The 12,649-nt window shown below is 63.9% G+C and carries 11 protein-coding genes; 10 read left to right on the forward strand and 1 reads right to left on the reverse strand.

Features of this window, described 5'->3' with window-relative positions; genetic code table 11:
• The first annotated feature begins 138 nt into the window (after positions 1–138).
• The 10 genes from AC1XDK_RS07920 (at position 139) to AC1XDK_RS07965 (ending at position 12,242) form a co-directional block, all read left to right on the forward strand.
• Positions 139–2,079 carry a type II secretion system F family protein gene (locus AC1XDK_RS07920; RefSeq protein WP_483349283.1) on the forward strand — a complete coding sequence of 647 codons (1,941 nt, stop codon included), beginning with the start codon at positions 139–141 and terminating at the stop codon, positions 2,077–2,079.
• Positions 2,076–2,822: a DUF7289 family protein gene (locus AC1XDK_RS07925; RefSeq protein ID WP_483349284.1), complete on the forward strand. Its 747-nt coding sequence runs from the start codon at positions 2,076–2,078 to the stop codon at positions 2,820–2,822. The genes AC1XDK_RS07920 and AC1XDK_RS07925 overlap by 4 nt, the downstream gene beginning before the upstream one ends.
• Positions 2,822–3,295 (forward strand): DUF7266 family protein, encoded by a 474-nt coding sequence (locus AC1XDK_RS07930; RefSeq protein WP_483349285.1) that lies wholly within the window; start codon positions 2,822–2,824, stop codon positions 3,293–3,295. The genes AC1XDK_RS07925 and AC1XDK_RS07930 overlap by 1 nt, the downstream gene beginning before the upstream one ends.
• Entirely contained in the window at positions 3,292–3,996 is a 705-nt protein-coding gene (locus AC1XDK_RS07935; protein WP_483349286.1) for a DUF7263 family protein, read from the forward strand. Before AC1XDK_RS07930 ends, AC1XDK_RS07935 begins: the two co-directional genes overlap by 4 nt.
• Entirely contained in the window at positions 3,989–4,423 is a 435-nt protein-coding gene (locus AC1XDK_RS07940; RefSeq protein WP_483349287.1) for a DUF7262 family protein, read from the forward strand. Before AC1XDK_RS07935 ends, AC1XDK_RS07940 begins: the two co-directional genes overlap by 8 nt.
• Positions 4,420–4,962 (forward strand): DUF7261 family protein, encoded by a 543-nt coding sequence (locus tag AC1XDK_RS07945; protein ID WP_483349288.1) that lies wholly within the window; start codon positions 4,420–4,422, stop codon positions 4,960–4,962. Before AC1XDK_RS07940 ends, AC1XDK_RS07945 begins: the two co-directional genes overlap by 4 nt.
• Before the next feature lie 47 nt (positions 4,963–5,009).
• Positions 5,010–6,635, forward strand: a complete 1,626-nt coding sequence (locus AC1XDK_RS07950) for a potassium channel family protein (RefSeq protein ID WP_483349289.1) — start codon at positions 5,010–5,012, stop codon at positions 6,633–6,635.
• Between the two features lie 147 nt (positions 6,636–6,782).
• Entirely contained in the window at positions 6,783–8,309 is a 1,527-nt protein-coding gene (locus AC1XDK_RS07955; RefSeq protein WP_483349290.1) for a formate/nitrite transporter family protein, read from the forward strand.
• Between the two features lie 117 nt (positions 8,310–8,426).
• Positions 8,427–11,099 (forward strand): glucosidase family protein, encoded by a 2,673-nt coding sequence (locus AC1XDK_RS07960; protein WP_483349291.1) that lies wholly within the window; start codon positions 8,427–8,429, stop codon positions 11,097–11,099.
• Between the two features lie 51 nt (positions 11,100–11,150).
• On the forward strand, positions 11,151–12,242 hold the full coding sequence (locus AC1XDK_RS07965; protein WP_483349293.1) for a Gfo/Idh/MocA family protein: 1,092 nt from the start codon (positions 11,151–11,153) through the stop codon (positions 12,240–12,242).
• Positions 12,243–12,314: 72 nt separating this feature from the next.
• On the opposite strand, the gene AC1XDK_RS07970 is transcribed toward AC1XDK_RS07965, so the two are convergent.
• Positions 12,315–12,548 carry a hypothetical protein gene (locus AC1XDK_RS07970; protein WP_483349294.1) on the reverse strand — a complete coding sequence of 78 codons (234 nt, stop codon included), beginning with the start codon at positions 12,546–12,548 and terminating at the stop codon, positions 12,315–12,317.
• Positions 12,549–12,649: the final 101 nt, after the last annotated feature.

Genomic DNA, 12,649 nt, shown 5'->3' on the forward strand with positions numbered 1-12,649 from the left:
GATATCGGCTTCGACAGACAATTTTTCCCATGTGGCGCAGTAGATATCAGTTCAAAAACCTGTACTAAAATCCGAGAGTTTAAATTAAATAACACTGCTAGCTCGTTTTATGATGCGTTTCGTGAACGAGGTATCGGGATGAACGCCGTCACCGAATCAGCGGCGATGGAACCGCAGGAAGGTCCTACTTCCGAAGATTCCCATGGTTCGAACGGCCTCGGCCTCTTCGACCGCGCGCTCTACGCGCTGTTTTCGCGCCACGCGGACCACCGGCGACACGACCGGGACAGGAAGCGTTACCGTGCGACCGACGTGAACGCCAGTTTCGACGTGTTTCTCTCGCGGACGTACGGCCTGTCGTGGGTCGTATTTCTCGGAGCGTTCGCGTGGGTGCTGCTTCTCACGCTCGCAATTCCGCCGAGCGTTCTGGCGAAGTTCGTCTCGTTTCTCCACGCCGGGGTGCCCATCGTCGAGCGGGTCACGGTGCCGCACGTCCCGCGGGTGTACGCCGCGACGGGGGTCGCCTTCGCTTGTGCGGCGCTCGGAAAGCGAACTATCGTACGGTTCGGCGGGTTGTATCTCGGATGGGCTGCGAGCGCCCGCCGGTCCAATATCGAGCAAACGCTTCCGGGTGCAGTCCGCTATCTCCGGGCCTTGTCGTCCGGGAGCGACGATCTGCTCGCGATGCTGCGGAAGGTCGCCGACCGCGAGGAGTCGTACGGCGAAACCGCGGTCGCGTTCCGGAAGGTACTGAACAAAGCCGCGTTGACCGGGAGCGTCGATGACGGCTTGCGAATCGTCGCTCGTGATACGCCGTCGCGAGACGTACTCGCGCCGTTCTTGCTCAAGTTCCGGGAACACGCGGAACAGGGACCGGACGCGTTAGAGCAGTACCTCGAGATGGAAGGGAGGATGTTGAGCCACAGGCAGTCGCGGTCACACGAGCAGGCACAGGACTTCCTCGAACTGCTGGCGGAGATGTTCATCGTTCTGTTGGTCGTCCCGGCGCTCCTCGTCATCGTGCTGACCGTGATGAGCGTCCTCGCACCGGGATTAGCGGCACCCGCGCCGGCACCGTTCGGCGAGCTGTCGGTTCGTGGCTTCATCATCTACGGGAGCGGCGTTTTCATCCTCGCTATCGGAGCGAGTGCGGCGGTGTTGGTGTCGTCGCTTCGCCCCGCGGACCAGTCTCCGGCGACGCATCCGCGCTCGAAGCGTGTTTCGGACCTACTCACGACAGGATTCATCAACCCCGCAAACGCGGTCGTCCTTCTCGTCCCGACGACGGTTTGCATGGGTGCACTTCTCCGATATCTCGGCTACACGCCCGTCAACACGGTGTTGCTGTCCTACGTCGCGTTCGCGCTTCCGGTCGGGTTGGTGTCCGTTCGACGGTCCCGCCGCGATGACGCGAAGGACAGGGAGATAAAGGACTTCGTTCACGCCGTGTCGAGCCACGTCAGCCTCGGTCGGCCGTTCTCAACGGCGGTCGAACGGGTCGCACGGGACGTGGACCTCGGCGCGCTCCAACCGAACGTCAACGACCTCGCGTTCAGTTCGAACCTCACGAGCCGAGAGGGCGACCTCCGCCGCGACGCCCTCTCCCGGTTCGTCGATGACGTCGGAACACCGCTCGCGGACCAGACCATCGGCCTCGTGACCGGGACGCTGGACGTCGGCGGCGACACCGAAACCGTCTTCGAGACGCTACAGGTCGAAATCGGACGCTTGTACCATCAGAAGAAGTCCTTGCGCTCGAACATGCTCGTATACGTCGTCGTCGGGTGGATGACCGCCCTGCTCGTCGTGGGCATCATGGTCGCGGTGAACGTATACGTCCTCGATAGCTTCTCGCAGTTGTCCGCGGTCTCCTCGTCGAACGCCGGGTTCGCCCTCGACCCGAACGCGGTCCGACCGGCCCGCGACCGACAGCGGTTCTACGTCGTCACCCAAGCGACCATGCTCGCATGCGGTTGGTTCGCCGGCTACGCAAGTCGCGGTTTCTACGAGGCGCTCCTCCATTCCGCCGCGCTCGTCGCGATTGCGTACTTCGTTTTCGCGGGGGTGGGAATGGCATGAATCGCGGGAAATCGAACGTCCCCGGACGGTCGAACGACCGCGGTCAATCGAACGTCATCGGCGTCGCAATCCTCCTCGGCGTCGTCATGCTCTCGCTCGCGTCGCTGACAGCCAGCGTCGGGATGGTGGTTCAGCGCAACGCCGCAACGGCGGACGCGGCACGGGTTGCGACGGATATGGACCGAGCGCTTTCCCCCGTGGAAGCGACCGGGATACACCGCGGTCGCGTGTCGTTTTCGTCGGGAACGTTGACGACGATGGACCGCGAACTCCGGGTTCTCAACGAATCGGGAACAGTTCGGACCGTCCGCGTGGACGCCCTCGTATTCACTAGCGATGACAGGCGCGTCGCCTACCTCGCGGGAGCGGTCATCCAAGGAACTGCCGAGGGCGGGCGGATGACCGCACTGCCACCGTTCACCTCGTCCGAACGGAGCGACCTCCTCGTCGTCGGTGCCGCGAAACTCGACGCCTCGAACCGGACGGTCGTATCGAGCAGCGGCGAGTCAGCGCTCGTCCGCACGAACGTCACGCACACACGGACGACGCTCGGTAACGGGACCTACCGAATCGCGGTAGAGACGAGCACCCCCGACGCGTGGCGTCGATACTTCGAGAAGCGAAACGCGACGACGACCCGGAACGATTTCGATGGCGACGGAGTTCCGAGCGTCGTCGCCCGATATCCCGGACGGCGGTTCGCCTATCTCGTCGTCCACGACATGCGCACGGAGGTTCTGTGATGGACGACCGAACCGTCCGGACGGATGAGAGGGCAGTTAGCCCGGTCATCGGCAAAGTACTCGAAGCCGGACTCGTCGTGCTGTACATCGGGCTGTTGACGACCACGCTCTACGGCGGCGTCGTCCCGAAATACAGGACGACCGTCGGGGACGAAGTGGGGCAGCGAGTCCTCTCGAAGTCGGCCGAGCGAATCCAACAGGCCGTCCCGGAGGACGGGACGAACGTCGGCGTCCGCCTCCGTGTTTCGCTGCCCGAAACGGTTCGCGGGAGCGGGTACGTCGTGCGGACGGACGGGGGGTCACTGACGTTCGACCATCCGAACGAGCGATTGAATTCGACCGTTCGACTCGCGCTACCGACGCGTGTGGCGACGGTGCGCGGAAACTGGTCGAGTCGAGAACCGGCGTTCGTCGTGGTCCGAAGCGGTCCCCGCGGGCTCATCGTGGAACTGACGCGGGGGGAAGAGCGATGACCGATTGGCGGACCGACCGTCGAACCGAACGCGCACAGATGAACCTCCACGCGTTAGCCGTCGCGTTGCTCATCCTGACGATGGTGACGACGATGAGCGTCGGAATCGCGGATAGGGCACTCCTCGGTGCGGACCGAAACCCCACTCGACGGCGCACCGCTGTCGCGACCAGCGAACGCCTGATTTCAGAGGATAGTCCGCTGACAGTTCGTGCCAACGTAATCGACGAGACGGCGCTCGACCGTTGCAATGCGACGCGACTGACGGGATGGTTTCCGGTCCTCGGCGAGCGGGCGTTCCGAATTAGGGTCGGAGAGACGGCCATCGCGGAGCGCGGGTCTTCGACTGGCGGTGCGACGGTTCGTCGAATCGTCCTCGTCGAGAATCGAAGCACGGTGACGCGGACGCCGCCGCTGTCGACGAGCGATCCCCAGTTCACCCTCCCACGACGTACGCCGAACGCGACGATCGTCGTCCGGCCTCCGGACGGGACGACGGTGAGCGTCGTTCGAGCGAACGGGCGTGTGGTGCTGCGGAACACGTCGGGGTTGGACGGACGATTTCACGTTTCGCTCTCCCGGTTCGAGACGGCCCGATTCGCGTTCGAGACGGACGGGGACCTCCCGACCGGTAGCGTCGAGGTCACCTACTATCCGGCGACAACCCGAAAAGCGGTCGTGGCGGTGACGGTCGATGCATGACGGGTCGTCACGGGACGACTCGTCGTCCCGCGGCCAGCTCTCGCTTTCCGTGGTGGAGGCCGGAATCGGCGTCGTACTGGTCCTCGGCGTCACGATGGGGTTTGCGTTCGGCGTCCCATCGCCGAACACGCGTGAAACGCAACTCGACATGTACGCGAAGGATACGGGAAGGGTTCTCGTCCACGAAGCACCGCGACATCGCGGAACGACGCGATTGGCGGAGATTATCGGGTCCGAGTCGTCGTTCCGTCGCGAAGCGGACGCGCTTCGGACCCGCGTGGACCGAATTCTCCCGGACAATCTCATGTTCCGCGTCGAGACACCGCACGGGTCGGTCGGCTATCGAAAACCCGGCGGCGTCCCGGTCGGCGTCTCGACGGTGACGACCACGAACGGGGACGTGACCATCTGGGTGTGGTTCGTGTGAGAGATCGCGCGCAACTCGTCCTCGCGGCGGCGGCCGTCGTCGCCGTCGCGCTCGCACCCGCGGTGTTCGCTTACCTCCAATTAGGCTACAGCGCCGACGTGGCCGCGAGCGGCGACTATGACGCCCCTGTCGGGAACGCGCATCGAGTCCTATCGCGGGGAGTTCACGCCGCGGCGACGGGAATCCCGTCGTCGTATCGCTGGCAGCGACGGGACGCGGCCGTCTCTGCTGTTCGAACAGACCTCGAACCGGCGGTGAACGCACTCCGCTCGTCCCGCGTCGAATCGGGCACCGTGTACCAGGTCGAATACAACCGGTCGGAGGCGCAGGCGTGGGCGGCGGACCACTGCTCGGAGACGCGGGGACCGAATCGTCAGTTCGGGTCCTGTGTTGCGAGTCGGGGCGTGGTCGTCCAGAACAGGGACGGCGAAACGAACGTCCTTGCCGTGGCGTTCGACGTGCAGGTAACGACGGAGCGGGGGTGGTACGAGACGACCCTCACGATTCCACTCCGACAGATGTTCGCATCGAACCGGTGACTCCGGTTAGCGACGACATCAACCGCACGAACGCAGTATGAGATGGTATGGCACGACAGAGACAGCGCGTCAGATACTATCTCCTCGCGTTACTGGCCGCGGTTCTCGTCTTCACCGTCGCCTACAATTTCGGGATGAGTGCCTTTGAGGGACGGCCCCAATCGTTCCTCCACTCGCTCGTGATGGTCTTCGAGACGTTCACCACGACGGGGTACGGCGAGGACGCACCGTGGTCGAGTCCGGTCATGAACCTCCTCGTCCTTGCCATGCAGGTTTCGGGCGTCGTCCTGTTGCTCGCCGCGCTGCCGGTGTTCATCATCCCGCTCATCGAAAACCGGCTCGCGATGACGCCGCCGACGGCGCTCGACGGGATGACCGACCACGTCATCGTCTGCGGTGACACGCAGATAGGTCGGTCGCTGGTCTCCGAGTTCGTCCCGCGGGACGTGGAGTACGTCATCCTCGAAGCCGACCGCGATTCGGCGACGGAACTCTACGAAGCGAATTACTCCGTGCTCCACGGCGACCCGGAGTCCCCGGAGACGTTTCACGACGCGAACGTGGCGGACGCCACCGCGGTGATCACCGACGCGCCGGACGAAATCGGCGCGAGCATCGTGCTGGCCGCGCGGGAGTCGGACGACGACGTGCACGTCGTCAGTATCGTCGACGACGGAGACTTGGGTGAGTATCAACGCTACGCCGGCGCGAATCAGGTGCTGTCACCCCGACACCTGCTCGGAAAGAGTTTGGCGAACCGAGCGCGTAGCGTGAGTTCGGAGAACCTGTCCGACATCATCGACCTGCACGAGAGTTTCGAAATCGCCGAGCTACCCCTCACACACGACAGCGATTTAGTGGGCCAGACGTTGGCCGAGACTCGACTCGGCGAGCGGACCGGCGTCGGGGTCATCGGCGCGTGGCAACGAGGAGCGTTCGTCAGTCCGCTGGCCCCGGACGCCGTGCTGGACGAACGCACGCGCTTGCTCGTCGTCGGCCGTCCGGCACAGCTAAAACGGCTCGAAGATATCGCACAGTCCGCGGTCCGCCAGCAGCGACGCGAACCTATCGTACTCATCGGGTCGGGCGAAGTCGCGGACACGGTCGCGGAGCGACTCGGGGCGGCCGACGTTCCCGTGAAGACGCTCGACAAGGCGGACGGGCCGAACGTGGACGTCGTCGGCAGTCCCATCGACCCGACCGCGTTGCGGTCGGTCGGAATCGAGGAGGCGAACACCGTCGTCATCACGCTCGACGACGACACGAAGGCGCTGTACACGGCGCTCGTCGTCCGCAATCTCAACCCGAACGTCGAAATCATCGCCGGCGCGAACGAATCGGACAACGTCCGGAAGCTGTATCGAGCGGGAGCGGACTCCGTCCTCGCGCTGACGAGAATCAGCGGTCGTTTGGTCGCATCGGAGGTGTTACGCGAAGACGCATTTCGTCAATCGGTCTCGCCGGTCGAAGTCGTTCGGACGAGTGCGCCTGGGTTGGCGGACCGGACGCTCGCGGACACACACGTTCGAACTGATACAGGGGCGACGATAATCGCCGTCCAGCGCGACGGGAAAGTCATCACCGGAATCGACCCGACGTTCACCCCGCAATCGGACGACGAATTCATCGTTCTCGGAACCGAGATGGCCATCGAGCGTTTCGAGGCGTTATAGCGTTCGTCGGTTCCATGAACCACACCCAACCGTTCGATTTCGTCGAACGACGTGCGAACCGGCGACAGCGTTATCCTGTTACTCCGCTAGCACTACGACAGCGGCTGTTTCGAGGAGTCAGTCTCGTCTCGACTGACGGGAGTTCCAATGAGCCAGATAGAAAATCGGACGCTTACGGTACCGGTGAACGATAGGGACCACGTTCGCGGGCCGGACGATGCACCGGTTACGGTGGTCGAATACGGCGACTTCGAATGTCCGTACTGCGGGGATTTCTATCCGATAGTCCGGAGAATTCTGAATCGACTCGGGAGACAGGTGCGTTTCGTCTTTCGGCATTTTCCGCTGACGGAGCAACATCCGCGCGCACCGAAAGCGGCGGAGGCGTCGGAGGCCGCGGGAGCACAGGGCCGCTTTTGGGAGATGTACGATATGCTGTATCAGAATCAGGACGCGCTCTCCCGAAACGACCTGATACGCCACGCCGAGGAACTCGAATTAGACGTGGAGCGGTTTACCGACGAACTCGACCGAGGAGTGTACGAAGAACGGGTCGAAGACGACTTCCAGAGCGGAATCCGTAGCGGAGCGAGGGGCACACCGACGTTCTTCATCGACGGCGAACGCTACGACGGCGCACACGAGTTCGAACCCTTGCTCAGCGCGATAGCCGACGCCGGAGAGATTTCCGAAGTTCAACGGTCGTTACAGCCCGAAAACCGGGAGCTCCGGGAGACCATCGACCGGTCCCGGCGAGGGGCACCCGCCGCCGGGGAGGCCGTCCGGGACCGGTTCTCCGCGGACGAAATCTTCCAGCGGGTGACGGCGACGGCCGACGAGGAAATCGAGCGGAGTACCCGGTTGTTGTTCTTCAGCGGCCTCGCCGCCGGATTGAGCGTCGGCGCGACGTTCCTCGCTCGTGCGGCGATGACGACGGCGTACCCGGACAGCGTCGGGATGGGAAACCTCCTGTATCCCGTCGGGTTCGTGATGATAGTCATCGGGAGCTATCAGCTCTTCACGGAGAACACGCTGACGCCGGTGACGCTCGTCCTGACGCGGCTCGCAAGCGTTCCGCAACTGCTTCGCCTGTGGGGAATCGTCCTCGCGGCGAACGTCATCGGTGCGGGAATCACCGCGTACCTCCTCGCACGGACGGGGATTTTCGACCCGGCGGTGGCGGAAACCGCCCACCAGTTCGGCGAGCACGCGATGGGAACGACGTGGTCCGCGCTCTTCTACAAGGGCGTCTTCGCGGGCGGCCTCGTCGCCACGATGGTCTGGTTGGTTCACGCCGCACGCGAGACGATTTCGCGGGTCCTCATCGTCTATTCCATCATGATAATCATCCCCATCGCCGACCTGTTTCACTGCGTCGTCGGCGCGTGTGAAGTGCTCTATTTGGTGTTCGTCGGGGCCGAAGGCGTCGTTCCGGTGTTCACGCAGTTCTTCGTTCCTGTCGTCCTCGGGAACACCTTAGGAGGTATCGTGTTCGTCGCTCTCGTGAACTTCAGCATGACAGAGAACCGACGATTTCCGGAACACGACCGCCAACGGTTCGAACTGTCGTGGTTCCAGTGGCTCTTCGGTATGCGTCTGTTCCGACACCTTCGGGAGCGGAGCGACGATTCGGACGGACCGACTACGGGGCAATCACGCGAGCGGAGGAGCTGAGTTTCGCTTCCGGGCCGATACCACGAGGGATACGATGTTCGAATCCCGTCAGTTTCGGTATTTTATTTTTCTATTTCGTATAATAGTTATAAATTCGGGGAGCCCCTCACCGAACGCGTGACAGAAGATACCACAGAGGACGGTCGAGCGCGTTCGACCCGTCGCCGATTCATCGAAGGGACGGTTGCGACGGGAATGCTTCCGGTCGTCGCGACGGCGACGGCGGACGACTCCGAGACGGAATTCCGGTCGAACGACCGACCGCGTTCACCGACGCTCTCGGTGACGGACCGACTCGACGACAGGCGATACGTGGCGAGCGGAAATCGAGCCTACGTCGTCGGCGACGAATCCGGGAGGTTTCCCGCGTCGGGATGGCACGTCACCGGCGAGATGGGAGGAGTCTGGAGTCCGCCGCTCAAACTCCTCGACGGAATCTGGTTCGCCATCGACGGCGAACCGCTCGAACCGGCCGAGCGGTTCACCAGCGGGTACGGGCACGTCACGATGGATATCCCGGACCGGAGTGGGTTGGCCATCAAGCGGACCGATTTCGTACCCGACGATAGGCGTGCTGCGCTCTTCGGACTCCACTTTACCGCGGGGGACGAGTCAGAGTCGTTCACCCTGTCGGTGGACGCCCACTCGGAACTGATGCACGCCTACCCGTGGAGTGGAACCACGCCCTCACGAACCGAGTTCGACCTCGAAGACTCGGTGGCGTTCGCGGATGGGGTCCTCCGGTTCCGCGAGGTCGGGACGCCGCCGGTGGAAAACGCGGCACACCACGACTGGAGCGCCGTCGTCGGTTCGTCGCTCGCCCCCGTCGGTCACGAGACGGGCGAGGGGTTCCGAGGCCCGCAATCGCCGCCGGATATCTACTCCGCCGACGGAACGGACGAAGGGGACGGGATTCCGCGCTACGACGATACGGAAGCGGGACGAGGGAAGGGCGGGCGACTTCGATACGAAATCGAGATACCCGCGAACTCGTCGCGAACGGTGTGGGTCGCGGTCGCCGGGTCGGAATCCGGCCCCGAGTGCGCCGTCGACGAACTCGAAACCGTTCTCGACGACCCGACGAAGACGTTGCGCGACAAGGTTCGGAAACGGAAGAACCTCGCCGACCGGACGCGGGTATCGCTTCCGGGCGACCCGTTATTGGAACGGTCGGTCGAGTGGAGCAAACAGAACCTCGCCGACTGCGTGCAGGAGGCACACGACCTCGACGTTCGCTACACGAACGAGGGGACGGAGTTTCCGGAACCGGCGGGGACGCTCGATTCCGTCCGGTTCTACGGTGCGGGGTTTCCCGACTATCAGTGGCTGTTCGCCGTCGACGGCGAGTACACCACGTTCGCCGCCCTCGCTGCCGGACAGTTCGAGGTACCGAAGGACCACATGCGGGCGGTCGAGCGAGTCAGCCGAATCGTCAACGGGGAGACGGGCAAGGCCGTCCACGAGGTCGTCACCGACGGCTCGGTGTACTACGGCGCGAACGACGACCCCGGGAACACCGACGAGACGGCCAAGTTCCCGATGGCGGTCCACGCGATTTGGCGGTGGACCGGCGACGACGCGTTCCGCGACGACCTCTACGAGTTCATGGTGGACGGAATGCACTACGTCACGGAGGAACTCACGAGCGAAGGGGACCTTTGGCCAACCGGTCAGGGGAACGTCGAACGACCCGGCATGGGGGACCGGAAATTAGACGTGGCCGTCTACACGGTGCGCGGTCTGTTCGCGCTCGCGGACATGGCACGAAGCAAGGGCGACGACGAGACGGCGACGTGGGCGACGGACCGCGCGAACGAGATGCTGTGTGCCTTCGCGGAGACGTGGTGGCTCCCGGAAATCCCACAGCACGCCGGGTCGCTCGGTGAGGCGGGGGCGGACGGGACGGCTACCCGAATCTACCAGCGTCACTGGATAGGCGTCACCCCGATGTCCGCCGAGTACGTCGGCCAGTCCGGACGCGTCGTTTCCGGCATAGCTACCCGGAAACACGGCGACGCGGCGCTTTCCCTTCGGGAAACCGGCTGTTATAGTGGCTTCGACAACGACGGAGACCAGCGTCGGAACGACGGCCTGTACCACACCGGCGCGCCGGGGTGTGACGGGGGGAACGGCGACCACACGAAGGATTCCACCGAGAAGAACGTCTTCACCCTGAACAGCGCCGTCATGGCCGTCGCGGAGGGGAACTACGGTCGGTTGGGCCGCGACCAGCAAGGTCGGTACGTCCACGCCAACGCGGCGCTCCAACTTCCCGACCCGGACGAGCAACCGGGCGCGATGCCGGAAATCGCCCCCTCGCCCGCCTACGGGCGCTCCATCGACAAGCCGTTTACCGCCCGTGCGATGGTCCTTCAGGCGTGGGGGACCTACGGGACGCTCTGGCCCGTCGTGCGCCACTATATGGGGGTTCGTCCGGACGTGGGCCGCCGTCACCTGACGGTACTGCCGCAGGTTCCGGACCACCTGCCGCACGTTGCGGGCGAAAACGTTCGCCTCGGCGAGGACGGGTCGGTCGCCGTCTCGGCGATGGCTCCCGACGATTCGGGACTCCATCGGACGCGAGTCGAGGCGGAGGGCGCCCTCGACACGCTCACCGTCGGGCACGTGGTTCCCGAAACCGCCGACATCGCGGCGGTCACGCTCGACGGTGAGGCAGTCGAATCGTACGAAACCCACGTCACGAACCGCGGAACGGAGGTTTCCGTGGAAACGACTCCCGAGGGGCGGCGAACGCTCGTCGTGCGAACGCGAGAAGGGGGTTCGCGCTAACATTCGCCGGTTGGGAGTAGTTATTTTGTCCGCCCACCCATTTCTGGTTCCATGCAAGAAACAGCAGTCCGTCTCGGTGTGGTCGGGTTGGGATTCATGGGCCAGACCCACGCGACGAACGCCGAAGCGCTCGGACACGAAGTCGTTGCAGGTGCGGATATAGCCCCTGTGACCCGCGAAAAGTTCGAAGCCGAGTACGACGCGACCACCTACGAGGGGTTCGAGACGATGTACGAGGAAGAAGACCTCGATGCGGTTGCTGTCTCCACCCCGAACACCTTCCACGAGGAGGCCGTCGTCACCGCGTTGAACCACGGCTACGACGTGTTCTGCGAGAAACCGCTCGCGGACACGCTCGAAAGCGCGGAACGCATGGCCGAGACCGCTCGGCGAGCCGACGCCTTCTGCATGGTGAACTTCCACAATCGCGTCTCAACGGCGGCGGAACTGTTCATGGGATATCAGGAGGACGACCACTTCGGGGAGGTTCGTCACGTTCGGGCGAACTACATCCGCAGTCGCGGCATCCCCGGCGTCGGGTCGTGGTTCACCAACGAGGAACTCTCGGGCGGCGGCGTGGTCGTCGATATCGGCGTCCACGCCATCGACCTCGCGCTGTATCTGATGGAGTTCCCGCCGGTCGAGGACGTGTTCGCCGTCACCCGTACGGGGTTCGGAAACCGCGACGACTACGTGGACCCCGACGACTGGTACGACGCGACGGAGGAGGCCGTGTTCGACGTGGAGGACTCGGCGACGGCTCTGATTCGCTGTGCCGACGACCGGACGATTTCGCTCGAAGTCTCGTGGGCGGCCAACGAGGCCGAGAGTCAGGAGTTCGTGGTCCGCGGAAGCGAGGCGGGCGCACGCCTCGACCTCGGCGGCGACGAACTGACGATGCTGGAAGCGAGACCCCACGGTCCCGACCACCTCGTCGAATCCGCGGTCACCGACGCCGCCATCTCCCACTCCGGTTGGCGCGGGAGCGACAAGCGGTTCCTCGACGCCGTCGTGGCCGGGGAGCCACCCGAGTTCAACACCATCGAACAGGCGCTCACCACCCAGCGCGTCATGGACGCGATTTACCGCTCCGCCGAGACGGGCGACCGCGTCTCGGTCGAAGACCGACGGTTTGGACGGTAATCGACGGTCGATTCGCCGACACGCTCCGATAGCGACGAGGTCGCTTTCTCCCGCCACGGAACCCGATTCGAATCAGCGGAACGCGGCATCCCAGAGGAGGTTCGAGAGGCAGATGCCGACGTACGCACCGACGGTTCCGATGAAGAACTGCTGTGCGGCGTCGCCGACCGTTCGAATTCCGCCGTGGAGGACGAGGAAGTCCACAGTGACGTAGAGCACCATCAGGACCACGAGGAAGACGAACAACGGGACGTTGACGAAGTACGCGACGGTGGAGGAGGGTTGTTCCGACGCTGAAAGGTCCATTGTATTGGGTATTCAACAATAACCTCCTATATGCGTTGCGGAAGTTCGAACCGCCGTTTCCCGGCGAACCACCGTTTATAAACTACATTTCGGTCGAAGAT

This window comes from Haladaptatus sp. HS23, assembly GCF_056892285.1.